Raw genomic sequence first — 24066 nt, 5'->3', positions numbered from 1 at the left:
CCGGGGCTACAGCATCGCCGGCAAGCCGGCTCCCGCAGGATCAGGGCAAAGCCTGCTACGGCTACCTGAAGTCCGCGTACGGAATCAACGGTTGTACCGGCATCGGCAGGTTGCCTTGCCAGGTATCAAACGTATACCGCAGGTAGAGCATGGCCCGGCTTGGCGCGTAGCCTTCACTGTGTTGATAGAGCAAGCCACCGCCCAGCACCAGATTGTCCGTCAGCCTGCGTTCTACCAGCCCTTGCAGGCGAATGCCGATGCCATTGCTATTGCCCCCCGACGTCTGCCCCAACCCTTCCGACAGCTCGTAGCCAGCCTGATCGACCGCGTGCAGAATCTTGTCGTTCAGCCCGCTCAGAGGGTAGAGGTCGTTGGACTTGGTTTGTGCGTACGACCAACCCACCGAGCTTTCCAGGGATACCGACCAATTTGGCGTACGAAAGGCATAGTTGAGTGGTACGCCAATGGAGAAGTATTGCTGGGGACTGTAATACCCGCCCTGGCCCAGGGTGTATTCGCTCAGGTCTTTGTCGTAGCTCCAGTACATCACGGTCAGACCGGTGCGCATGCGTTCATCGGCGCGCTCGACCAGGCGATAGTAGTAGCCCGCCATGGCGGTGTTCTTGTGGTTGTCCTCGACATTTTTGCCCACCAGCCAGTGCTGCCCAAGACTCGCCCACACACCGTCCACACCACCTTCGTCGTGGCTCAGGCTCAGGGTTACGCCGTTGGAGGTCACACCCCCCCAGGTAACGCCCGTATTCGGGTCGGTCGCACCGGAATACGACAGGATCGAGTTGCTCAAAGGCCGACGCGATCCGGTCAGAGTCCAGCCCACTGAGCCGATCTTGCTGTTGTATGCCACGCCGCCCAGCCAATTAGGCACTTTGAACGTATCCGGTGTGCGGCCGATATCAACGTTCCACGTTTCGTTCTTCCAGCCGGTTGCCATCATCGTGCCGTTGGCCGATTGCGAGCGGTCCTCACAACCCGAGAAGTCCGGCCCGGTCGTACCCTTGCGTCTTACGGCAACCCCGCAGGTGCCGTAATTCTCACGCACGAGGCCGTCCGGGTCGGCTTTGAAAGCCCCTGCATCCATGTTGATTTGCTCGGCCCGCATAAAGCCGGTGCCATCGGCGACCGGCAAATCCAGTTGCAGGATGGTGGTCCGGGTATCGGTGTCAGAGGTGCCCTGCGAGGCGTTATCCGAGCGCCAGCCATAATCGGTGTACAGATGCAGCGTCGGGTTTTGCCGCTGGTACAGTTCATCCACATCACTGCGCAGGCTGCGCGCCAGCCATTGGTCATCATCTTTTTCACGACTGGCCATGGTCATGGCGCGATCGTCCCGCGGGCTGGCCTGTTCTGGTGCCAGCAGCCCGGCCCCGGCCATGCTTTTGGCGTAGTAGTCCAGGGCTTGCTGAGGTTCGGTAGCGGAGATCAAGCGTGCCGCATCGCGGTACATCAGCGGGTCGGCCTGGGGTGTTTTGAGCAGTTCGGCATACATGGCTCTGGCCTTGTCGGGTTCCCCCACATCGGTCCAGGCATTGGCCACCCGCCGTTGTTGCGCCGGAGTCAGAACCACCCCCGGGGCCGGCTTGAACTGTGCCAACAGCTGGCGTGCCGCTGGCAGTTGCTTGCTGGCAATCAAGGTTTCGATTTGCCCCAACCGGGCGTTAGTGTTGTCAGGCTCTTTTGTCAGCACCTGCGCGTACAGGGTTTGCGCCCGGGCAACGTCACCGCGCTCCTGGTCCCATCTGGCAACGGTCATCAAGTCATCGCTGTCGGGGTTTTGCATCAGCAAGGCAACTGCCTGGGGCTCTTGTCCGGCTGCACGCAGGCTGTCGGCCCGGGCGACCAGCACGTTGCGCTGCAAGCGTGCATCGAGTTCGCGCATGGCATCAGTCCATTGCGCCCTGGGCAACTGTTCCAGAGTGCTAAGGGCACTGGCATCCCGGTCGGTACTCGAGAGGTAAAGCGCATATGCGTACAGCGCCTCCGGATTTTTGCCTTGGCGTTGCATGAGCTGTTTGAAGCTGTCGTCGGCTGCGCCCGGTTGATTGATTTCGCGCTGGGCATTGGCCAGGCGATAGGTCAGCCAGGGCTCGTCGGGGGTCAAACTGCGAATCTTGCTCAGCAGTGCAACCACCTGTGGCCAGTCCTTGTGCGCGCTGGCGGCATCGGCCTGACGGTTGAGCGCGTCCAGCTCCATGCTTTGGCGCAACCCGGCATATTCCTTTTGACTGGCAGGGGGCAGGCTATTGAGGAAGGCTTTGGCCTTGTCCGGTGATTGCGCGGTGTACAGGCGCACCAGACCGCGCACGGCGCCACCATTGCCCGGCTCCAGCCGGCGGGCCTGCAACAGCAAGGCTTCAGCCTGGATATCGTCGTGCTCACCGCGGGCAACCCCTGCAAGCCCGATCAGCGGGTCGGCGTCCCCGGGTTTGGCTTTGCGTGCTTGCTGGTAGGCATTGCGTGCCAGGGCAAAATTGTTTTGCTCCAGCGCCTTGTCGCCCTGGCTGAGCAGCATCCGATAGCGGCTGGCATCCATCAGGTCTTGCCATTTACTGATATTGGAAGTGTCTTGATCCTTGGTTCGGGCGGTGGCGAAATTGGCGCTGGACTCTTGGTAGCGGCCTTGACGAAACAGGGCCATGCCCAGTGCTCCGTAAAGGGTCGGGTCATCGGGGTATTGCTTGAGTGCACGGCGTAACAGACCTTCAGCCGCCACAGGGTTGCGCGACTGATCAATCATCTGCTTGCCCTGGGCGCCGGCCAGCCATGCCGGATCACCGAGCAAGTGCTGTTGGGTCTGCAGATTTTTGTTGGCTTCGCCAAGCAGTGGCGAGGTCGGGTAGCGGCCCACAAAAGCCTGCCAGGCCTGGGCAGTGGAGCGATCAACAGGCAGGGTGTTGAGGTACTGGTATTCGCGTTCGGCCGCTGCGTTGCTGGCCAGCGGGTCGGTTGACAGCTGATGCAGCACCACGAGCGCTTCGGGGGCCCGTTTCTCCCTGAACAGCAAATCAGCCAGGGTCTGGCGCAAGCCGACGTTACCCGGGTACTGGCTGTCCAGCGCCCGCAGTTGCTCGATCACCTTGGGCCGCTGGCCGACGATGTTGCTGCGAATGCGCAGGTATTCAAGGGATGTGTTGAAATCCGGAGGGTCATTGCCGAACAGTTGCTCGAAAATCGCGGCGGCTTCGTCCGGTCTGCCTGCGGCGGCAAACAGGCGGGCCTGCTGCAGGGCCTTCTGGCTTTGCGGGTCTTGCAGTTTCATCAGGCTCTGGGCCTGGCGCAGTGCTGCAGAATCGGGAGCGACGGCTTGTAATTGCGCGAGGCGCTGGTTTGCCAGCCCCGGATTTTTGTCCAGCAACGCCTGGCGGATCGAGGCGACGAGCGCCTGCGGATTGTTCGGAGCGATCAGGCTCAGGCGCGCCAGTGAGTCGCGTACCAGATCTTCGCGGTACAAGGCTTCACCGATACGTACTTGCTCCAGCAACCACTGCTGCTGGTCCTGCACGTTGACCGGTTGGGCCAGGGCCACAGTGGACAAGCCGCCGAGCAAAAATGCCAATGTCGTTAATTTTTGCATGTATTCGCCCACGCTGGACTGAGCCGACCATCCTTGTCAAAGCGATAGCGTTGTTGATCCCAGCCCTGGCCGAACAGCAGCAACGACTGGTTGTAATAAGCATCCGCTGCGGGCGGCTCCTGTTGCACGCGTGCCTGCTGGACCGCCAGCGCCGGGGAGTCGGCGCTGGCGAGCAGCGGCAGCAGGGCGCCAGAGAAGCCCACAGGGCCGGTGCCGGTGTAGGTGCCGGTTAGGGCATCTACACTCTCTGGCGGGTAACCCAGGGTTCGGGTCAGTTTGACCATGGGTGCAAAGTGTTGTTGCAGGGCTTGGCGATTGGCCGCGTCCTGAGCCAGCATGCCGACCCACAGGTAGACGCGGATCGCATCGTAGTCACCCGCGCTGCCCTCCTTGGTGTCCGTAGCCCAGCCGCCATCGGTTTTCCACAGTAGCCAGTCCGGGGCAAAACCTTTGGGCGAACCTTCGAGCAGCAGGCGTTGCTGATTGCTCGCAAGCTCGGCCCACACCGGTGAGATTTGTGCAAAGCGGGCCAGCAGTTGCGGCGGCATATAACTGGGGTTCAGGCGCCAGCCCTGAGCGCTGTCAAACCCGGCATCTCCGGGCAACAGCATCAAGCCCAGCCCGGGCAACTTGCGCAGGCTTTGTGCGGCGCTGCGCCAGAGCATGTTTTGCCCTTGCGCGACATAAGCCGGCCACTGCCACAGCCTGCCGGCTTCCAGCAGGCTGTAGGCGATCCACAGGTCAGCATCACTCGCGTTGTTGCTATCGAGTATTTGCCAGTTACCGGCCTTGGAACGCCCCCACTGCCAGGCGGGCAGGTGCATATCAAGATCACCCCCGGCCAGATTGTTGCGCGTCCAGGCCAGTATTTTCGCAAAGCTGTTCGGGTCATTACCGACCAGGGCAAAAAACAGCCCGTAGCTTTGCCCTTCAGAGGTGGTAATCATCTGCGCCGACGAGCGATCGATAATGCGCCCGTCGGGACTCATCATGGCCTTCTTGTAACTGTCCCAGGCGGGCCAGTCACAGGCTGCAGCGCTCGCCACCTGGGGCAAAGACCCCAGGGTTACGGACAGTGCAAGTGCTGCAACACGTCGCATGGCTTTAGTCATCCTTGTGCAGACGACGGTTGGCCGCCCAGCTCAGGGCACGCCACAGCAAGAAAGCGGTGAGCAGTACGCTGATGACCGCCAGGACCGCCAGCAACACCGGATGCTCCGACAGTTGATACCACAGCAGCAGGAACCACGGCAGGTTGCCCACGTAGTACTGGTCACCCACCAGCTGGCTATACACCCCACTGCTGCGAATCAGGGCAACAGAGCCTGACACGGCATCCATTTTGCCGCTGTCGCTAATGGCTTCACGCAGCAGGTTGTAGTCGGCGTCGTCATTACCCAGCAACGCGACGATGCTGCGCTGGTTATGGTGAGGTGACTGCATGCCCAAAATGGCGGCAATCGGCGCCTGTGCCGTGACCTCGGTGCGGTTTGCCGGCGTGCTGCGCTCATCAGTCGAAGGGCCGCGGCGATTATTGGCATCAAGTGCCGTGTTGCCGTAAGGCTGTACCAGCATGTCGCGCTGGCGTTGCAGCAGAAGACTCAGGTCGGGGTTATCGCGCATGTCCGGAGCCATTTGCCCCAGTAACAGCAAGTCAGCGTCTTCTTTGGAGGCCGCCTGCCAGTCATTCGTCAGGCGTAAACCAAAGGCCGGATAGCCCGAGCGTGCAGAAATCCCCGCTACGGCTTCCAGCAGTGTGCTGATTTGGGTCGGCGAGGTTGTGGCCGGAACCACCACGATCGACTCCGACATGTCGGCCATGCGGCTGAACGGGAAGCCGCTGCGGGCGAAGGCCTTGAGGTCAGGCATGCTGATGTAGTGGTGATAGCCGGACAGGTCGATGGTTGAGTCTTCATCGATGATGGCCTGGGTATTGGCCGGCAGGATGGTCTGGCAACGATCACGCTGGGCGCTGCCCACGGTACTGGCGAAGTTGAAGTCGAAGCGCAGGCGGTTGCGGTCACCGATTTTAAGCGACGGTACGACCAACTTGTCGTTGGCATTGGCCGTGTCGTTGGACAGCACCGCCAGGCGCAGTTCTTCAAGGCTGCTGGTGTCTTTGCGCAGCAACGGCAAACTGGTGATGAACTGTTCGTTGAGGCTGATGTTCAGGCGCGAATCATCATTGGCCGAAGGTGCGGTGTAACGGTATTGGGTGCGCAGCGGAATGCCCTGGTTGCGCCACACAAAAAGATCGGGCGGCAGGTTCACATCCAGGGTGATCGGGCGCGGTTGCAGCCCGCTGACTTGTAGCTGCTGAGGGTAGGTAATCAGCTCGGCAAAGCGCACCGGGCGGTCCGTACGCATCCAGGCCGGGGCATCGTAGGGTTTGCGTGGCTGCAGTTCTTCGACCTTGTCGATGGTCACGCGCGATCCACGCAGCAGGTTGCCGCCCAGGGCGAGCGCCTTGGCAGCGACGGCCAGGTCTTCTTCGTTTCGACCCATGACCAGCAGGATTTTGCTGTAAGGCGCATCCGGGTGGTCGATCAATTCGACCACAGGGGCCGTCACGGCCGGGAATTTTTCCAGGTCGCTCATGAACGCAGGGCGGTGATCGTTAGTGGCGAACACTACCGAGGGCTGTGTGGCTTCCTTGTTCTGCACGCTTGGCAGGGCATCGTAGAGCACCGGGAAACTCGCCCCGCGCCAGTTGGACTGGCTACCGAAATACGACGCCAGGATAGCGGCGGCTTTTTGTTCGCCCAGGGTCGGGTTGGCAGCGAACACAAACGGCAGTTCGAGTTTGCCGCTGTTGCGCGGATCAAAGAACGGCAGCGGGAAAAACGCCAGGTCGTTGGTCAGGCTCAGCGCCTGCTCTTGCAGAGTGATGCTGCTGGAGCGGCTGATATTGACCCACAGGGTATTGTTGGCAGGGTCTTCGCAGATATCGGTGTAGTGGCCGACAAACTCCAGGCGGACCCGGTTGAAGTCCGAAATCAGTCGCGGATCAAGGGCCATCTTCTGAGTGGTTTTGCGCCCCAGCTGATCTTTATCGATGGGCAATACCCCCATCAGCACGTCATTGAGGTACACCCGAATATGCGAAATGGTCGGGATCAGCGATGGCGAAGGCGTGTATTCCAGTTGCAGGCTTGCATCGCTGGCTATCCGGTCGCGGCGCAGGGTGAACTCGACTTGCTCCGAGCTGTTGATGCCCAGCAGCAGAGTGTCTGTGGCACGTCCCAGTTGCTCAAACGTGCGGGTCACCGGCCAGCTTGGCAGAGGCTGGCTGGGGTCCACCACGGGCGGCTTGGGCATTGGCGCAGGCGAGCTGCCCGGTAATGGCAGCGGTGCAGACATCAGCTGTGAGGCAAAGGTCATTAGCGCAAGGCTTGTGAAAAAAGCTTTTTTGGAAAATCGACTCATGATCTGCTCACCGGCCGGGAGATAAGAGGGGTGGACGCTTTGGGCATGCGCGGCAAAAAGCTGCCCAGCCACTGAAGAACTCGCATGAACGGACGCGCAATGGTGCGCACCCAGGCAGGCAGGTATTGGTAAAGGCGGTAATAGCCTTTGGCGCCCAGAGCGAGAATCTCTCTGAGGCTCTGGATCGGCTTGTCGGCTTCGAATCCGCTGTTGTGATCGAGCCAGGCATCGGCCCGGCCGAAGGTGCACTGCACGAACTCGATTTTTTGTTCAGGCGCCAACCGGGCGAAACTCAAGCCCATAAACATGTCGTTGGAGCGCGTCAGGCTGCCGGGGAATACAAACTCGCGTTTGCCGCGCTGCAGAATCAGCGACACCTGGGTGCCGACCGGCAATTGCAAGGGTTGACTGAGTTGCAGCCCGACCCCGCCGTCGGAGTAGTCCACCAGTTCGCAGGGGTAGCTGTGCCCGTCGCTCAGTTTGATCGCCCCCGGCAAGCGGGTCTGTACGCGGTGAGTGTGGCGCACCTGGCGCACTTCTGCGGCCACCGCCACGGCAGCACCGATGATCAGCAGGTTGTAAATCACCCACAGCACACTGACGAAAATAGTGAAGATTTCATCCTTGGGTCCGTAAAACAGGCGCCATACGGCAAAGCCCAGGCCGACCACGTTAAGCAGCGACAGCACCAGATACGGTTTGGCGGTCTGCCAGTCGAACTGGTTCTCCTCCATCATGCCGCCCTTGGCGGTGACGTTGAACTTGCCGCGGGACGGGCTGAACAGGGCGACGGTGGTAGGCCGCGCGATGTACCAGGCCAGCACGGTCTCGTACACCTCGCCCCAGAATGTCTGGCGATAGGCGCCTTGCATCCGCGAGTTGGTCAGGCTGGCATGAATCATGTGCGGCAATACGTAGAGCAGAATCATCAGCGCCGGGGCGTAAATGATGTAGGCGTGAAGCAATAGAAAGGCCAGCGGCGCCGTGAGGAACACGATTCGCGGTAGCCCAACCAGAAAGTGCATCATGGCGTTGGTGTAGCAAATACGCTGGAAGATCGTCAGGCCTTTACCGAACAGCGGGTTGTCCGTGCGGAAAATCTGCACCATGCCACGTGCCCAGCGGATCCGCTGGCCGATGTGCGCCGACAGGCTTTCCGTGGCCAGGCCCGCCGCTTGCGGGATACTCAAATAGGCCGAGTTCCAGCCGTTGCGATGCAGGCGCAGAGCGGTGTGGGCATCTTCGGTCACGGTTTCGACCGCGAACCCACCGATCGAGTCGATCGCGCTACGCCGGACAATGGCGCAAGAGCCGCAGAAAAACGCGGCGTTCCACATATCGTTACCGTCCTGGATCAAGCCGTAAAACAGCTCGCCTTCGTTGGGGCGGTTGCGGAACGTGCCGAGGTTACGCTCGAACGGGTCCGGCGACAGAAAGTGGTGCGGTGTCTGCACCAGCGCCAGCTTGGGGTCATGCAGGAACCAGCCCACGGTCAATTGCAGGAAGGAGCGGGCGGGCATGTGGTCGCAGTCAAAAATCGCCACCAGTTCACCGTCAATCTGAGTCAGGGCATGGTTCAGGTTGCCGGCCTTGGCGTGGCGGTTGTCGGTTCGGGCGATGTAGTTGATGCCCACTTCTTCGGCGAACGATTTGAAACTCGGGCGGTTGCCGTCATCGAGCAAATGAATACGCAGTTTGTCCTTGGGCCAGTCGATGCCCAGTGCCGCATACACGGTGCCGCGGGTAACCGAGAGCTCTTCGTTGTAAGTGGGGATCAACAGGTCGACCGTGGGCCATTGGCTGGTATCGCGCGGCAATTGCGCCGGTTTACGATTGAGCGGCCAAGAGGTCTGGACGTAACCCAGGATCAGCACCAGCCAGGAATAAGTTTCTGCCAGCAGCAGAATAAGACCGCACACCAGGTCCAGCGAATCGTTCCAGTTCAGGGTCGAGGTGTAGCGCCACCACAGGTAACGGCACGAAATGATGACTGACAGGGCAATCATCAACAGGGTAGGGAAGCGCCCCGGGATACGCCGCACGAGCATCGCAATGCCCCACAGCAATACAACGAACACCAGTTGTGCCAGATAACCGAAGGGTTCGGTCACGCAGATCACAATCAGCACAGTCGCCAGCACGCCAATGGCTATGTAAAGGGCCTTGCGCAGGGGCCAGCCCATGGTGTTCCACCAGCGTGAGCTTTTATTCACTTGCGGGCTGATCGTCGTGGGTAACCGCTCAAACGCATTGGACAGCAGGTTCCATGGCTGCTGCACAATGCGCAGCACAGATTGCAGTAAAGAGCCTATACCCTTGCTCAGACTGTTCTGGCGCAGGCTGCGGTTATGCTCGCCGGGACGAACCAGCAGCAACCACAGACTCTGGATCGCATAACGCAGCGGGTCGCCAATGGTCGCAGGCTTGTCGGCCAGGTGCGGGTACAAGCGCCGACGCTGCTCACGCAACGCTTTCCAGCCGGGCGATTCGAGACGCAGGAAAATCCAGCCGAGTGCTTGAATCAGGGCCATGACAAAGGCCGTGATACGGGTGCAGTTCTGTTCGCGCCGCAACTGGGCGTAAGGAAACCAGCGCTCGATCATTCAAGCCTCCGGCCGCGCAACAGGCACCAACTGGCCAGGCTGAGAATGTCCTGGGATATCAGGCTGCCTGGCGCATAACGGCCTGCCGGTTCGCGCCGGGCCAGAGCCTCGCCTACGGCCTCATCGGAATGCAGGCTGATGGGCAGCAGGAAGCGCGCATAACGATGTTGCCAGATCAGCACCATGTCTCGTTGTAACTGACTGGCTGCGTCGTATCGGTTGACCAGAAAGATAGGGCTGTGTTCTAGCTGCAGCTGCAACAGCACATGGCAACCGGCATCGGCATTGAGCACTGTGATCACCACCTCGCAGTGCGGGTTGGCGCTATGCCCCGGCAAGCGTTGGGGCAGATCGAACAGTATCCAGTCGAATGCTTCGGCCAAAGACGCCTGACGCTGCCTCCAGAGCTCGGGGCTTTGCAGCAGCAAGGCATCGAGTTGTGCGCTTTCGCCAGCGTCCAGTTGACCATAGGGCAGTACACATAAGCCGGGTTCGATGGACCATGCCTGCTCGTGCCAGGGTTGCTGGTCCAGGGTTGCACGAGCCCAGCCCTCGCGATGGCCCAGGTTCAGGTTGAAGTGCAACCCGAGGGTGTTTTCCGGGCACATGTCGACCACCAGGACTTTCTGCCCCAACTGATGCAGTGCGTAACCCAGGGCCGCCAGGATCGAACTGGTACCGACTCCGCCGCGTACGCCACGCAGGCTCACACAGATCATGGACGTTGCTCCGTGGACTTGCTCAGGTCCAGAGGTTGCGCTCTTTGCTGCTCTTCCACATGTGCCAGCAGCGGCCACCGTTCAAAGGCTTGCAGCAGCTCCATTTGTGCCGAGACGTCGACATAATTGAGCGACGGCAAGTCGATCATTGATTTAAGGCGGGTGATGTCATCAGCCCGCTCTTTGCGCGAAAGGATATCGGCGCTTATTTGAGCTTCTGTGGGTAGGGTAGCCATCCACCGTTCTCCTTGATTCGCACATAAGGCTTGCCGTTGTAGTCGAGTACGACAGTTCCTGAGTTTTCCGATACTTTCGCGGTCTGAGGCAGGTCGGTCAGCAATTTTGACCAGTCCACTGTCTGGCCAGTGCTCAATTCAGGGTCTGCGTACAGGCGGGCAATGATTTCGGCAACCGCCAGATAGCTGCTTGGCTCCGTGACATGGACCGGCACGGTTTGCCCGTTGTCGCCCATGTTGATCAGCTTGATGCCGACCGGAACGTGGGTGATGGAGTCACTCGGGATTTCACGCATGCCGGAGATCTGCATCCGGTCGCCATGCAGCGCGGCACCGTGTTCGGGCACGATGGCTACAACCACCCGCCGTCCACTTTTCTGCAGTTCTTTGAGGAACGAGTTCAAGTCGTCCAGCAAGACCTGGGCCCGGCTGCTGTAGTCGGCAGGTTGGGTGCCGCCGTCGGACTGCACCTGACGGTTACCGTCGTGCAGGGTGGTGGTGTTATAGAACAGCGCCATATTGGGCTGGTTCTCGCTCAGGCGGTGTTGCCACCACTTGCTCAACACATCACGGTCGCGCCAGATCGGCGAACCATCAAAGCCGACATAGGTACGTGGTAAACCCGCCGGAATAACCCCGAGCGCAGGCGCTGGCAACTCACCTTGCTCGCGGACTTCCTGAAGAAAACCGTCGAATTCGCCGGTATGGTTGAGCATCAATTCGTCCGAGAAACCCAGTTTGCGCAAGTCATCAAACAACAGGCACTGATCGGCGGGCGGCTTGTACAGCTGAGCGTGGGATGTCTGGCCGCAACTGGCGCGTAACAAGCGGATTGCTGCCGGGCCACTGTAAGCGGTGGCTGAGTTGAAGTTGTCGAAAATCACATCCATCTGGCTGAACAACGAGTTGTCACGCAAGCCCACGGCATCCAGATCGTCCCAGGCCATGGAGCAAATATTGATTACCAGCAGGTCAAACGGCGGCGGTTTGACTGCAGGTTCCTTGAACTCGACCTTGCGGGTTGATTCTGCAAGATAGAACTTGTCCAGATAGCCATTAAGCGTCGCATCGTCGGGTTCACCGCCGCTGCTCGGGGCGGTGCTCTGGCCGGGTTGAGTGTTGGCCATTGGCTGATCTGCGGCAGGTGGCAGCAGCGATTGCAGGGTGCCCATGCCTACCCAGGCAAAACCAATGAGGGTCAGGGTAGTCAGGCGTAGCCACTGGTTGAGAAATAGATAACCGACAACCAGCAACAGCAGCAGGGCGCAGACTTGCCAGTCGATAAAACGACCCAGCAATTCAACGATGTAATCGAAAGAAAAGTCCAGCACCCCGGGTTGCGCCAGCAGGCGGGTGAACGGAGGGAACCAGGTGTCCTGATACAGCAGCGCAACAGCCACGGGAATTGCAATCAGGGTTCGAGCGCGGCGCAGCATTGGATGGCCGATAGGGATCAGCAACACCAAGGCGAAGATCAGGTTAGGCAATACCTGGAAGTTCAGGTGACCGGTCCAGGTCAGCAGGAATTTGCCCAGGAAATAAACGTTCCAGGCCCCCAGCCCCCGCCAGGTGCCGGCAATTTTTTGCGCCGGGGTGGCAGGCTTATACAGACTCATCGGGCGCTCTCAAAGAAGGACTGGCGGGCGCACGACGTCGAACGCCGCGCGATTTCAGATAACGGGGTGACAGGTACTGTTCAAAATGACTTTTCAAGAAGGCACGGATGCGCTGCGCGAACAGTGTCAGCAGCACGGTCACCACGCAGGTCAGGACAATGACATCAAGCAGCTCAAGGAACGTCATGGTTGTAACTCACGAATAGGCAAAATGGTGCGTTGCGCAGTTAACGGCATACGGCTACCGGCCGCAGGTGTCGCCATTACAGTGTTTTCAAACGGAATGTTCAGATGTGCAGGTATTGATTCGGCCTGCAGGAACGCTTCCCGAGGCAAATCGTCAATCCCGGCCAGCACCTGACGCTGGAGAAACAGATCGCGCCATGGCAGCCGGCAAATATTCCCCAGCGCCGGGTCCAGTCCGTCGGCGCGGCAGGCAAACAGAAACAAGTACAGGTCGCCACCCAGCAAACATGCAAAATCCCCGAAGCGGCGCAGGCACATCTGGTTCAGGAACAGTTCTTCATCCAGCCCGGGAACCGGCTGGAACCTGACCAGTTGATGGGTCACTTCACCTGAGTTGTCGTTATAGATCTGCTCGATGGCCTCAAAGAATTTTCGTGGGCTCACCAGGCCGCGAATGTCTGGCGGACGCTGGCGCTCAAGCAAGGTTGCAAAGTCACTGTTCTGGCTGTACTGCCAGCGCTGGCCCTGAACGCTTTCGATCATGCTCAAGAAACGCGAGAGCAGCGTGCCGTCCGGAACAATCAGGTTGGCCCCGCAGGCCAGCAGCAAGCGTTCGTCGCGGTAACGAACGGCAGGTTCCATTTCGCGGACAACGATCTTCAGGTCCGGGCCGCATTGTTCGCGCAAATCGTGCAGCTGTTGGGCCAGATCGAGCAATTGATGGCTGTTGTCGATCCCGACGATAACCGTGGCCTGCCTGGCAGTACGGGCTTCGTTGAGCAATGCCTCACGGGTTTCAAACAGATACCAGTGTTTGGACAGTGATGGAGTGCCTTCGAGTACGGCGCGTTCGGCGAGGTATAGGTGCTGATCGTCAGCGACCCGTGGCTGAAGATCGACAGCGGTGTCCGGGATCAGGGTCAGGGCATTGCCCTGTATCGCGAGTTTGAACTCCTGGCCTGACGTGACCCCCATGTCATTGTGCCAAAAGTGCAGCTGGTAACGGATCACACCGTTATAGCGGTACAGGCGCCCCAGACCGGACAAAGTCTCGTTGAGTTCTACCAGCTCAGCGTGCAGAAGCGCGGCTTCGCCGTGGGTGATCACCAACAAGGTTGCATTTCGTGCCTGCAACCACTGGTGCAGGCGCTGACACCAGTGCTTCAAATGTTTTGCAGTGGTGGTTTCTGCCCAGCAACTTGCAGGCAGCAATAATGTGACCTGGCTGTTGGCGGGGATGCCTACGCGGCCCATGTCCCGGGTCAACGTGGCGAGCCCTTGCTCGGCTTTGGACTGGGGGATTTCAAACAGCCGCAGTTTGTCCGGGCCCAGATCGGCAGCCATCTCATTGGTGATGCTTTGCACATCGCCTGCACAACAAATAAGGGTCGCAGGTACGAGTTCGGGTATCGCTTCAAGAAATTGCCGGGCCAACAGCCTTGCATCAGCCGGTTGATCCACGGTCACCCAATACACGCCACCTGCACGCACTACAATTTGTTGATCAAGCAATCCACGGATAGCCAAACTGATTTGAACCAAGCGTAACGTCCCCCCAAGGATATCGGGCTTCAATAGGTTCCATGTTATGGAGGTATTGTCCCGTTTCTGCAAAGCGATCGAGTGTTGCCCTGCAGTGGTGATTTCTTATTGGTGTCGATTAAATGCGGATCGACATTTTAAAAAGCTGTGCCCGGCCAGATTTTTTCCGTTTTCTGTGTTTGTTCTACAAATCCTTCTGGAGAGTAGTCCTACAGCGCGCAATGCGTAGGATTTTGAATATCCTATCACCGGAAAATCGCCTTAGCCTATGATTTCAGACAACTTTCGTCAAAAAAATACCGCCATAAATACATGTGTCATTTAATTGGCGTTATGTGTTGTCGTATTTAAAACAGTTGTTTTTTGGCCCTGGCTTAAAGTTGTATCGGTTAAAAATCATAAAGCTGTAGGGTGAGGATTAAACCTAAGTGCACGGCTGGCTTTCTCAGTGGTCTGTTGCGTGCTATTGCTTAGGTGAGGTTGTTGGTTTGAATCTTTTGAGTGGGCTCGCTTTCAGAGTCCGCCACCGTCACCGAAACGTCTAAGAGGTGCAGATATGCCAGTCAAACACGATTTGTTGCAAGACTTGGGGCTCACTAAAGAGGCTGTCAGCAAGTGCCGTAGCGAAAACGCTCATCTCAACCAGTTGTTTATCCAATACAACGAGAAGGATGCCGAGGTCGTTGAAGCCGAGGCCCAGGAGGCCATTGGCGTATCGGATGAAGTTTTGAAGAAACTCAAGGAGCAAAGGCTCCTGATCAAAGATAAAATCGCGAAGCTACTGAACGTTTAAGTCACCGCAACCTGCAGGAATCGGATATGTCCAAAATTATCAAAATTGTTGCCACCCTTCGTGCCAAGCCAGGTCATGGCTCAACGGTTGAGCAGGCGCTGAGTGCATGTGTGGCCGGATCACGGGCTGAAGCCGGTTGCCTTTTCTATGACCTGCATGTGGATCGCTCCAACCCTGAGTGCTTTGTATTCATCGAAGGCTGGAAGGACATGGCAGCCATTGAGCACCACAAAACCACGCCGCATTACCTGGCGATGGGCAAGGCGGTTGCTGATCTGATCGAGCATCGTGAAGTATTACTGCTCGACGAGCTGAGTATCTGAGCCGCGGCTCAATACAGCTGTACCCTGCGGCGGCCCTGAACAGGCCGCCGTTTTTATGCCTGGCTGGAAGTGGGTAGTGCCCGTTTGCGTCTATAAGGCCTTGGCCATGTCTCGCAGCAGGTACTTTTGGACTTTACCGGTCGAGGTCTTGGGCAGCAGGGTAAACACTACGGTGCGCGGCACCTTGAATCCGGCCAGGTGCTCGCGGCAGAAGGCTATGATTTCAACCTCGAGCACCTGTTGGTGGTCCGCCTTCAGGGTGATAAAGGCACAGGGCGTTTCGCCCCACTTTTCATCCGGGCGGGCGACCACTGCCGCTTCCATCACCCCCGGGTGTCTATAGAGCACGCCTTCAACCTCAATGGTCGAGATGTTCTCGCCACCCGAGATGATGATGTCTTTGAGCCGGTCACGAATCTCCACGTAGCCATCCGGGTGGCAAACGGCCAAATCACCGGTATGGAACCAGCCACCCTCAAAGGCCTCGGCAGTGGCGCTCGGGTTCTTCAGGTAACCCTTCATCACCGTGTTGCCACGCATGAATATCTCACCCATGGTCTCGCCGTCACGCGGGGTCGGCACCAGGGTTTTCGGGTCGGCGACCATTACCCCTTCCAGGGTCGGATAACGAACGCCCTGACGGGATTTTATTTGCGCACGCTCGGCCAGCGGCTGCGCATCCCACTTGTCGTGCCAGGCGCAAATGGTCACCGGGCCATAGACTTCGGTCAGGCCATAGACGTGGGTGACCTTGATGCCCATTTCTTCCACCGCACCAATCACTCTGGCCGGTGGCGCCGCGCCCGCCACCATCGCATTGACCGGGTGGTCGATAGCAGTCCTGGTCGATTGCGGCAGGTTGACCAGCGCATTGAGCACAATGGGCGCGCTGCACATATGCGTGACCTGATGCTCATTGATCAGGCTCAGGATTGTCTGCGGGTCAACCCGGCGCAGGAACACATGCACCCCGGCCAGGGCCGTGATGATCCACGGGTAGCACCAGCCGTTGCAGTGGAACATCGGCAGCGTCCACAGGTACACCGGGTGATTGCCGATGGCCCACACCATCTGATTGCCCAGTGAGTTGAGATACGCGCCGCGGTGGTGATAGACCACGCCTTTGGGGTTGCCCGTGGTACCGGAGGTGTAGTTGAGGGCAATCGCCTGCCATTCATCTGCCGGCCATTGCCAGTCGTACTCGGGGTCGCCCTCGGCCAGTAGTGCTTCGTAATCCAGTGCACTGACAGGCTGGCCTGCGCCGTATTCGGGATCATCGAGGTCGATAATCAGCGGCGGGTGGTCAAGCATGGCAATGGCTGCGTGAATCACGTCATGGAATTCACGGTCGGCAATCAATACCTTCGCCTCGCCGTGGGCCAGCATGAAGGCAATGGCTTCGGCGTCGAGGCGTACATTCAGGGCATTGAGCACGGCGCCGATCATGGGTACCGCAAAATGGACTTCAAGCATGGCCGGGATATTGGGCAGCATGACCGCTACGGTATCGCCTGTTCCAATCCCGCGTCCTGCCAGGGCACTCGCCAGACGTCTGCAGCGCTGGTAAGTCTGCAGCCAGGTGCGCCGGATCGAACCGTGGATCACAGCGGGGTAGTCGGGATAGACACTGGCGGTGCGTTCGATGAAGCTCAGCGGCGACAGGGCTATATGATTGACAGCACGGGGCTCAAGGCCCTGCTCAAAAATCGACATGAAGTTCATTCCGGTGGCTGATTGTTAGCTCTAGGCTGCCCGTTCGCTTTCAGTGAACGGGGCAGTTTTATGTCCGGCCTGACTTATAGCTCACTCTGTGTTTGATAGGGAAGCAATCGCCCCGCACCTTGAAAGGCCGCAGCACGGGCTAATCAAGCAGCACTTCAACGGCGGCCATCACTTTGGGGTTGTCGGTGTGGGCTACGTTAAAGCGCATGCAGTGGCGCAGTACGGGGTCGAAACCGAACAGGATGCCCGGCGCAAGCACCAGGTCTTGTGCCAGGCCTTGCCGGGCCAGGGTTTCGGCGTCCCGTGGGGCCGGCAGGGTGGCCCAGATATACAGGCCCCCGGTGTAGGGCGCACACAAGGTAAACCCAAGGGTCTGCAGCCAGCGGGCCACTCGCGCGCCACTGGCCAGCAGGCCTTGGGTCACGCGTTTGCGGTGTTTGTGGTAGGTGCCGTCATTGAGCATTGAACAGAGGATCTGTTCGAACATTTCCGAGGTAATACCGCCACACATCAGTTTCAAATGGGTCAGGTTGGCAGCCACTTGCGGCGAAGTCACCACATAGCTCACCCGCAGATTGGCACTCAGGGTTTTGGAAAAGCCGCTGAGGTAGGTCACCTGTTCGACGCCGGCCAAAGCTGCGAGCCGTGGGGGCGGGTCGGGGTGCCAGTCGCCGTAAAGGTCGTCTTCGATGATGTGGCAGTCATGACGCTTGGCCAGCTCCAGCAAACCATAGGCCTGGGCCGCAGAATAGGAATGGCCGGTAGGGTTGTGCAGCAGGCCGGTGGTCAGATACAGGCTCGGCCGGTGCTGCTCAAACAATTCTTGCAGGGCGCTGAGGTCAAGCCCCTGGGGAGTGCGCTCAAGGGTCATGATCCTCGCCCCGTGCAAGGCCAGATTGGCGTGGAAATTGAAGTAACAGGGCATATCCAGCAGCACTGTATCGCCGGGACGCACTCGCAAGCGCAGCAGCATGTCCAGCGCCTGGACGGTATTGGCGGTGGTGATGATCTGCTCGACGGCGACGTCCTGGCCTTGCCCCAGCAGCTTTTGCTGTAATGCCAGGCGCAGGGGTAAATAGCCCGCCGGATCGCCATACCCGGTAAGGCGCAGGTCTGGCGAACGGCTGAGCTGGCGCAAGTGATTGCGCATGGCGCTGGGCTCCAGCCAGCTTTCAGGCAAATGGCCGCTGCCCGGACGCATGGCACCACTGGCACCGGTCAATGAACGGCGCAAGACGCTGGTCAGATCTTGCGGCAACAGATCAAGCGCGACTGCTCGCTGCGCAACGGGCCCTCTGGTAGCGACAAAGTAGCCAAGGCCCTGGCTGGACGTGATCCGGTCTTGTCCGCGCAAGCGATCAAGGGCCTCAATCAGGGTGAACTTGCTCACGCCCCATGCCTCGGTCATTTCCCTGGCTGAGGGCAGCTTGGCCCCCGGGCTTAACCGGCCTTGATCAATGGCCTGGTTAAGGGCTTCGACAATCTGCTGGACCTTGGACGTGCCAGTCTGGAACTCAATCGTGGGGATGGGCATCGATCACCTCGTACTTTACCGGTCATGCTACCAGTAAAGTACGGTCAAGTTGGCCCCGGGTTGATCTGCCCCTGCAAGCGCGCGCTACCTAAACTGTGGCACCGCTCGCAGGTGTTCGAGCATTGGTTCGGGGATGTAATAAACGTAATGGCCACACAACTGACGCTCGCTTCCTTCCTCTACTTTCTGCTGTTCTGCGCCACCATGACCTTTAGCCCCGGCCCCATGACGTTACTGTTGATGGGGTTCGGCATGCAGGAGGGCCTTAAGCGTTCAATGCCGGTGCAGCTCGGCGCCAGCGCCGCATACCTGGTGTCGATTCTGGTCTTTGCCGTCGGGTTTGCCGAGCTGGTCAAGGGCAATCCGCTGCTCAGTCGCGGGATTCAATTTATCGGCGTGGCTTATTTGCTGTATCTGGCGTATCGGCAATGGAACAGCCGCGCACTGCTGCTGGATCGTCCGGGCACTGCCCTGGACAGCAGCTTCAGGGGGCGGTTCGGCAAGGGGCTGCTTACCGGGTTTTCCAACCCAAAAACCATTGTCATGTTCAGTGCGGTGTTTCCGCAGTTTGCCGGGCAGGGCAGTGAAACCCGGGCTATGGATCTGGCCGTGCTGGGGCTGGCGTTTCTGCTGTTGCAGTTCACCAGCGGCTGTCTGTATTGCTACTTCGGCCAGCGTGTTCGGCGGTTGCTGCAAAGCCCGTCGCGACAGGTGCTGTTGCAACGGGCGACAGCCCTCATGTTGTTGGCCGTGGCAATGCTGCTGGCGCGAGGGTTTTAGAGGCTGGCGCGCAGCGCTGAAGCGGCTTAGCTGTCGAGCGTCAGCACATGAATGCCGGCCGCCCTGGCCTGGAGTATCAACTCCCGGGTGTCATCACCACCGGGCAGTGCAATCACCACATCCGGGCGGCTGTCCTTGAGCATGAATTGATTGCGCTGGCGTTCGGCCTGTTTACCGTGTTTTTTCCAGTTCGGCGGGTAGCGCACGACATCAATTTCATGCTCCCGGGCCCAGTCTTCGAGGACGTTGCCCAGAAACTGGCTGGCGCCGTGAATCAGCACCTGCACGCACTTGATGTCCCTGTACGCGTCCAGTACTCGCTCACACATCAGGGTGTCGGCGTAATGGCGCCCCGCGCAGATCAGGAGGCGCATTTGCCAGTGTCCCTGGATTCATGGGCGACGAAGCCGTTGTGTTCAGCACAGCGTTCCAGCACCGGGTAGCCCAGCGCCGCAATATGGTGATGAACCCGCCGGTAGTCGCGCAGTACACGTTGGAAAATATCCCCGGACTCGGCCCAGGCGGTTTTGTCGTTCTGCAATTTTCGAAAGTGCTCGCGGCTGGCGCTCGCCTCAAGCTTGCGCACGGTTTCCTTGTGGCTGACCAAGGTGTTGGCCGCCAGCAGGTCTTCTCCCATAAACGCGCTGATCGCCAGGTTCAGGCTGTCCAGCAAGGCCCGGTGCATGGCCTGGATATGCCGCAGTTCAAAGCCGGAAAATTGCTCGCCACGCCGGGTTCGGCGAATAGCCAGTTGTGCCAGGTTGTTGAGAATATCGCCGGCATGCTCGAGATTGATCACGAACATCAGTATTTCCTGGGCACGATCAGCGTCGGCATCGCTCAAGCCGTCGTGGCCAATATCGGCCAGATAGGCGCGAATGGCAGCGCTTAACAGGTCTACAGAGTGATCCAGTTGCCGGACCCTGGCGAAAGCGCTTTGATCAGGCTTCTCGAACAGTTGCAGTACCTGGTTGAGCATCAGCGTGGCCATGTCCGCCAGGCGCAAGGCTTCTCGTACGGCGTTGGACAGCCCGATGTTGGCGACCTCCAGCCCGGCCTCATCGAGATACTTGGGCATGCCGGGATCGGCCGGGGCCTCTTGCTCGGGGAATAGCCGGCTCAGCAGGCGGGCCAAAGGCCCGGTCAGGCCGATAAATAGCACTGCCAGCATCAGGCTGAACGCGGTTGCAGGTACACCACGCTGTGTGCCAGGCCGATATCGGTCCGGGCCAATTGCCCGGCAATCAATGGCAGGCACGGCAGCAATACCAGCGCGCCGAACAAACGAATCAGTAAATTGCCCACCGGCAGGCGCCGCGCCACGCTGGAGCCGGCGCTCATCACGGAGGGCAAGGCACCGCCAATATTGGCTCCGAGCATCAAGGCCAATGCGGTCACCGGGGTCATCATGCCGGCACCTGCCATCGAGGCAATCAGTAACACCACCGCTACGCTGGAGTGGCAGATCCAGGTCAGCAGGACCGCGGCGAGCACCGCAATGATCAGGTCACCTTCAAGGCTTTGCATGACCGCGCGAAACACCTGGGTGGCTTCCATGTGGCCGAGGCTGGCGCTGAGCAGACCCAGGGCCAGGAGCATCAGCCCCAGTCCGATCAGCGCGCAGCCGATGCTTTCAAAGCGAGAGTCATCGCGCAGGCGAAACACGACAACGCCCACCAGCAGCATCACCGGCATGGCCAGTGAAGTGTCGAAGCTCAGCAACTGCACCACCAGGGTCGAGCCGATATTGGCCCCCAGCATCACAGCCAGGGCTGGCGCCAGGCTCAGGGTGCCGGCTGCGGTAAATGAGGTGGCCATCAGGCTGACTGCCGTACTGCTCTGCAGCACGCCAGTAATACCGATTCCGGAAATCAGCGCCATCCAGCGATTATTCAGGTTGCGCCCCATCCAGTTGCGCAATTGGGTACCGAACCCACGCAGCAGCGCTGTTGAAATCATATGGGTGCCCCACAGCAACAGTGCAATGGCCCCCGCGAGGTTGAGTAACAGAGTGGTTCCCGACATAAGGAATCTCCACAGACAAACATTCATTGTTCTGTGGGCGCCAGACCGGCGCCCACAGTTTCAGATCAGAACCACTGCTTGAAACGGCGGATGTAGAGCGTCTTCATCAATTGCGCAACGCAGCAGTAGCTGAACAGGGTGGCCACCAGCCAAGGGAAGTACGACAGAGGCAGCGGCTCAAGGCCCACCATCGTGCCCAGCGGCGAGAACGGCACGTAGATGCCCAGCACAATGACAATCAGGGTCATCATGATCACCGGCCACGCGGCAGTGCTCTGGATGAACGGGATCTTACGGGTGCGCAACATGTGTACGACCAGGGTTTGCGACAGCAGCCCCTCAATGAACCAGCCGGACTGGAACAGGGTCTGCATCTCTACGCTGTTGGCCGAGAACACGTACCACATCAGGGCAAAGGTGGTGATGTCAAAGATCGACGAGGTCGGCCCGATCCAGATCATGAAGCGGCCGATGTTTTTGGCGTCCCACTTGCGCGGCTTTTGCAGGTATTCCTTGTCCATCTTGTCCCACGGCAACGCCAGCTGGGAGATGTCGTACATCAGGTTTTGCAGCAACAGGTGGATCGACAGCATCGGCAGGAAGGGGATGAAGGCACTGGCCACCAGTACCGAGAACACGTTGCCGAAATTGGAGCTGGCGGTCATGTTCAGGTACTTCATGATATTGCCGAAGGTTTCGCGGCCCTTGAGCACACCTTCTTCCAGCACCATCAGGCTCTTTTCCAGGAGGATGATGTCGGCCGACTCTTTGGCGATATCGGTACCGCTGTCCACTGAGATACCGACGTCCGCATCACGCAGGGCCGGGGCATCGTTAATTCCGTCGCCGAGAAAGCCCACAGTGTGTCCATTGGCTTGCAGCGCCTTGAGCACCCGGGATTTCTGCAGCGGGGTGAGCTTGGCAAATACCGTGCGCTGTTCAACTTCCAGGTGCAGGGCGGCGTCGTCCATAGCCTCAATTTCAGGCCCCAGCAACGGCGTGCCCGGGTCCAGCCCGACCTGGCGGCAGACCTTGGCGGTGACTGTGGCGTTGTCGCCCGTCAGGACTTTTACCGCGACCCCGATATCCTGCAGAGCGGCAATCGCCGGGCCAGCGGTTTCCTTGGGTGGATCAAGGAAGGTAAGCATGCCCCGGATCACAAGATCCCGCTCGTCGCCGGTGGTGTATTGCTTTTGTGACTGCGCCTTGGGTATTTCGCGGGTGGCTACCACCAGCACGCGGAAACCATCCTCGTTGTACTCGGTGGCCAGGGCCAGCAACTGCTGGCGGCGTGCCGGGTCAAGCGCAACGCAGGTGTCGCCTTCCATCACATGGGTGCTGATGGCGAGCATTTCCTCCACGGCGCCCTTGCACACCAGCAGATGGTCGCCACGGTTGTCCTTGACCACAATCGACAGGCGTCGGCGGATAAAGTCGAAAGGCAGCTCGTCGACCTTGCTGTAGGCCAATGGCACCTTGAACTTGTGGTCCTGTTCCGAGAACCGCACCACTGCCTGATCCATCAGGTTGCGTACGCCGCTCTGGTGATGGCTATTGAGCCAGGCCAGCGCGAGGACCGATTCGTCGCGCTGGCCGGTGCAGTCGACATGATGCTCGAGGATGATGTGATCCTGGGTCAGGGTGCCGGTCTTGTCGGTGCACAGTACATCCATCGAACCCAGGTTCTGGATGGCATTCAGGCGCTTGACCACCACTTTGCGCCTGGCCATGGCGGTAGCGCCCTTGGCCAGGTTGGCACTGACAATCATTGGCAACATTTCAGGGGTCAGGCCGACCGCCACGGCCAGGGCAAACATGAAGGCATCGCCCCAATCACCTTTGGAGAACCCGTTGAGGAAAAACACAATGGGCACCATGACCAGCATGAAGCGGATCAGCAGCCAGCTGACACTGTTGACCCCCCGGTCGAATGCCGTTTGTGAGCGCGAGCCGACGATGGCCTTGGCCAGAGAGCCAAAGTAGGTGCGCGGCCCGGTGGCCACGACTACGGCGCGGGCAGTGCCGCTGACCACGTTGGTGCCCATGAAGCAGATATTGGGCAGGTCCAGCAGGTTACTTTGATCGGCCGCCATGCCGGAAGCGGACTTTTGCGTCACATCACCCAGGGTGTCGTATTTCTCCACGGGCAAGGCTTCACCCGTGAGTACGGCCTGGCTGATAAACAGGTCCCGGGATTCAATCAGGCGAATATCCGCGGGGATCATGTCCCCGGCGGACAGTTGCACGATATCGCCGGCGACCAGTTCACGCATCGGGATCTCAAGCACCCGGGGCAGCGCTGCGGGTTTTTCACGGCGCAGTACGGTCGCCGTAGTGCGGACCATGGCCTTGAGGGCTTCGGCGGACTTGGCCGAGCGATGTTCCTGCCAGAACCGCAGCAAGCTGCTCAGGCCCACCATCAGGCCGATGATGATGACTTTGGTCAGGTCGCTTTCTTCGCCGTCACGCTCAGGGATCCAGTAGTCGGTGAAAAAGCTGATCACGGCCAGGGTCAGCAGCACATAGATAAAGGGGTTATGCAGTGCGAGCATGAACTGCACGATGGCGTGGGGTGGCTTGTCGTGAGCCACTTCGTTGTATCCCTCGCGCTGCAAACGCTGCGAGGCTTCGCCCTCAGTCAGGCCGTCGGTGCTTGAGCGGACATTGGCCAGGGTTGCCGAGAGTCCGTTTTGTGCTTCACGTGCGGCCCGCATGGACAATTTTGCACTGTCGCTGGCGCTATTTTTATCTTGTGTCTTTGGGCTTTTCAGTGCGCTCATGGGAGGGAACTCCTGTCGCCTGTTTTTGACCGGACACAGCGGCAGCTTGCCTGTATGAAAGGCGAGCAACAGTGGGCCGGCGCGCAAACTTTGCGATCGGTTTAAATAAGTTTTTAAATGCGGTTTTATTGTTCGCTACAGCGGCACCATTAATTGGCGCGCAAAGAGAAACCTCTGGCTTCGTTCATA

At 59.3% G+C, this 24066-nt stretch carries 16 protein-coding genes and 1 pseudogene; 3 read left to right on the top strand and 14 right to left on the bottom strand.

Annotated elements, in window-relative coordinates; translation table 11 throughout:
• Positions 1 to 61 precede the first annotated feature (61 nt).
• Genes bcsC through bcsE form a run of 9 tightly spaced genes read right to left on the bottom strand, consistent with a single transcriptional unit; the run spans position 62 to position 13920 of the window.
• A complete protein-coding gene (bcsC, locus tag AOC04_RS09100; protein WP_060692603.1) occupies positions 62 to 3592 on the bottom strand; it encodes a cellulose synthase complex outer membrane protein BcsC in 3531 nt (1176 codons plus the stop codon).
• Entirely contained in the window at positions 3580 to 4692 is a 1113-nt protein-coding gene (gene bcsZ, locus AOC04_RS09095; protein WP_060692601.1) for a cellulose synthase complex periplasmic endoglucanase BcsZ, read from the bottom strand. The genes bcsC and bcsZ overlap by 13 nt, the downstream gene beginning before the upstream one ends.
• Positions 4693 to 4696: 4 nt before the next feature.
• Complete coding sequence (gene bcsB / locus AOC04_RS09090) at positions 4697 to 7018, bottom strand: cellulose biosynthesis cyclic di-GMP-binding regulatory protein BcsB (RefSeq protein WP_060692599.1); 2322 nt, start codon at positions 7016 to 7018, stop codon at positions 4697 to 4699.
• Positions 7015 to 9621: a UDP-forming cellulose synthase catalytic subunit gene (gene bcsA / locus AOC04_RS09085; protein ID WP_060692597.1), complete on the bottom strand. Its 2607-nt coding sequence runs from the start codon at positions 9619 to 9621 to the stop codon at positions 7015 to 7017. Before bcsA ends, bcsB begins: the two co-directional genes overlap by 4 nt.
• The gene (gene bcsQ, locus AOC04_RS09080; protein WP_060692595.1) at positions 9618 to 10340 is read right to left on the bottom strand and encodes a cellulose biosynthesis protein BcsQ; all 723 of its coding nucleotides are present in this window, start codon (positions 10338 to 10340) and stop codon (positions 9618 to 9620) included. The genes bcsA and bcsQ overlap by 4 nt, the downstream gene beginning before the upstream one ends.
• Positions 10337 to 10576 (bottom strand): cellulose biosynthesis protein BcsR, encoded by a 240-nt coding sequence (gene bcsR / locus AOC04_RS09075; RefSeq protein WP_060692593.1) that lies wholly within the window; start codon positions 10574 to 10576, stop codon positions 10337 to 10339. Before bcsR ends, bcsQ begins: the two co-directional genes overlap by 4 nt.
• Positions 10546 to 12192, bottom strand: a complete 1647-nt coding sequence (gene bcsG, locus AOC04_RS09070) for a cellulose biosynthesis protein BcsG (RefSeq protein WP_060692591.1) — start codon at positions 12190 to 12192, stop codon at positions 10546 to 10548. Before bcsG ends, bcsR begins: the two co-directional genes overlap by 31 nt.
• Positions 12179 to 12379 (bottom strand): cellulose biosynthesis protein BcsF, encoded by a 201-nt coding sequence (gene bcsF, locus AOC04_RS09065; protein ID WP_060692589.1) that lies wholly within the window; start codon positions 12377 to 12379, stop codon positions 12179 to 12181. The genes bcsG and bcsF overlap by 14 nt, the downstream gene beginning before the upstream one ends.
• Entirely contained in the window at positions 12376 to 13920 is a 1545-nt protein-coding gene (bcsE, locus tag AOC04_RS09060; RefSeq protein ID WP_060692587.1) for a cellulose biosynthesis protein BcsE, read from the bottom strand. The genes bcsF and bcsE overlap by 4 nt, the downstream gene beginning before the upstream one ends.
• A 556-nt stretch (positions 13921 to 14476) precedes the next feature.
• Between bcsE and AOC04_RS09055 the strand changes: the two genes are divergently transcribed.
• Together AOC04_RS09055 and AOC04_RS09050 are read left to right on the top strand one after the other, a co-directional pair.
• On the top strand, positions 14477 to 14713 hold the full coding sequence (locus AOC04_RS09055; RefSeq protein ID WP_060692585.1) for an HP1242/YdcH family protein: 237 nt from the start codon (positions 14477 to 14479) through the stop codon (positions 14711 to 14713).
• 26 nt (positions 14714 to 14739) lie between these two features.
• Positions 14740 to 15036, top strand: coding sequence for a putative quinol monooxygenase (locus tag AOC04_RS09050; RefSeq protein ID WP_060692583.1), 297 nt, complete (start codon positions 14740 to 14742; stop codon positions 15034 to 15036).
• Between the two features lie 90 nt (positions 15037 to 15126).
• Here the strand turns inward: AOC04_RS09050 and AOC04_RS09045 are convergent, their stop codons facing one another.
• Together AOC04_RS09045 and AOC04_RS09040 are read right to left on the bottom strand one after the other, a co-directional pair.
• Positions 15127 to 16749: an acyl-CoA synthetase gene (locus AOC04_RS09045; protein WP_060692582.1), complete on the bottom strand. Its 1623-nt coding sequence runs from the start codon at positions 16747 to 16749 to the stop codon at positions 15127 to 15129.
• A gap of 148 nt (positions 16750 to 16897) precedes the next feature.
• Positions 16898 to 18292 carry an aminotransferase-like domain-containing protein gene (locus tag AOC04_RS09040; protein ID WP_060692580.1) on the bottom strand — a complete coding sequence of 465 codons (1395 nt, stop codon included), beginning with the start codon at positions 18290 to 18292 and terminating at the stop codon, positions 16898 to 16900.
• Between the two features lie 147 nt (positions 18293 to 18439).
• Here AOC04_RS09040 and AOC04_RS09035 point away from each other — a divergent pair, with 147 nt between their 5' ends.
• Entirely contained in the window at positions 18440 to 19072 is a 633-nt protein-coding gene (locus tag AOC04_RS09035) for a LysE family translocator (RefSeq protein ID WP_060692578.1), read from the top strand.
• Positions 19073 to 19098: 26 nt separating this feature from the next.
• Here AOC04_RS09035 and AOC04_RS09030 read toward each other — a convergent pair whose 3' ends face one another.
• The 3 genes and pseudogenes from AOC04_RS09030 to mgtA all read right to left on the bottom strand — a co-directional run bounded on the left by AOC04_RS09030 (position 19099) and on the right by mgtA (position 23877).
• A complete protein-coding gene (locus tag AOC04_RS09030; RefSeq protein ID WP_060692576.1) occupies positions 19099 to 19446 on the bottom strand; it encodes a DUF2493 domain-containing protein in 348 nt (115 codons plus the stop codon).
• A pseudogene (locus AOC04_RS09025) lies at positions 19434 to 21097 on the bottom strand (Na/Pi cotransporter family protein). The gene AOC04_RS09030 and the pseudogene AOC04_RS09025 overlap by 13 nt, the downstream one beginning before the upstream one ends.
• A 65-nt stretch (positions 21098 to 21162) precedes the next feature.
• Complete coding sequence (mgtA, locus tag AOC04_RS09020) at positions 21163 to 23877, bottom strand: magnesium-translocating P-type ATPase (RefSeq protein ID WP_060692574.1); 2715 nt, start codon at positions 23875 to 23877, stop codon at positions 21163 to 21165.
• Positions 23878 to 24066: the final 189 nt, after the last annotated feature.

The sequence above is a fragment of the Pseudomonas versuta genome (genome assembly GCF_001294575.1).
Classification (GTDB): Bacteria; Pseudomonadota; Gammaproteobacteria; order Pseudomonadales; family Pseudomonadaceae; genus Aquipseudomonas; species Aquipseudomonas versuta.
The sequence above is the reverse complement of the archived record's forward strand: the minus strand, read 5'-3'. Positions and strand labels throughout refer to the sequence as shown.

Bases quoted from the DNA above. Each gene is read 5' to 3' on its own strand.
- mgtA (WP_060692574.1), bottom strand. From the start codon at position 23,877: ATGAGCGCACTGAAAAGCCCAAAGACACAAGATAAAAATAGCGCCAGC.
- bcsB (WP_060692599.1), bottom strand. From the start codon at position 7,018: ATGAGTCGATTTTCCAAAAAAGCTTTTTTCACAAGCCTTGCGCTAATG.
- AOC04_RS09030 (WP_060692576.1), bottom strand. From the start codon at position 19,446: ATGCGCCTCCTGATCTGCGCGGGGCGCCATTACGCCGACACCCTGATG.
- bcsQ (WP_060692595.1), bottom strand. From the start codon at position 10,340: ATGATCTGTGTGAGCCTGCGTGGCGTACGCGGCGGAGTCGGTACCAGT.
- AOC04_RS09040 (WP_060692580.1), bottom strand. From the start codon at position 18,292: ATGCCCATCCCCACGATTGAGTTCCAGACTGGCACGTCCAAGGTCCAG.
- bcsA (WP_060692597.1), bottom strand. From the start codon at position 9,621: ATGATCGAGCGCTGGTTTCCTTACGCCCAGTTGCGGCGCGAACAGAAC.
- AOC04_RS09035 (WP_060692578.1), top strand. From the start codon at position 18,440: ATGGCCACACAACTGACGCTCGCTTCCTTCCTCTACTTTCTGCTGTTC.
- bcsZ (WP_060692601.1), bottom strand. From the start codon at position 4,692: ATGCGACGTGTTGCAGCACTTGCACTGTCCGTAACCCTGGGGTCTTTG.
- bcsC (WP_060692603.1), bottom strand. From the start codon at position 3,592: ATGCAAAAATTAACGACATTGGCATTTTTGCTCGGCGGCTTGTCCACT.
- AOC04_RS09055 (WP_060692585.1), top strand. From the start codon at position 14,477: ATGCCAGTCAAACACGATTTGTTGCAAGACTTGGGGCTCACTAAAGAG.
- AOC04_RS09050 (WP_060692583.1), top strand. From the start codon at position 14,740: ATGTCCAAAATTATCAAAATTGTTGCCACCCTTCGTGCCAAGCCAGGT.
- bcsG (WP_060692591.1), bottom strand. From the start codon at position 12,192: ATGAGTCTGTATAAGCCTGCCACCCCGGCGCAAAAAATTGCCGGCACC.
- bcsF (WP_060692589.1), bottom strand. From the start codon at position 12,379: ATGACGTTCCTTGAGCTGCTTGATGTCATTGTCCTGACCTGCGTGGTG.
- AOC04_RS09045 (WP_060692582.1), bottom strand. From the start codon at position 16,749: ATGTCGATTTTTGAGCAGGGCCTTGAGCCCCGTGCTGTCAATCATATA.
- bcsR (WP_060692593.1), bottom strand. From the start codon at position 10,576: ATGGCTACCCTACCCACAGAAGCTCAAATAAGCGCCGATATCCTTTCG.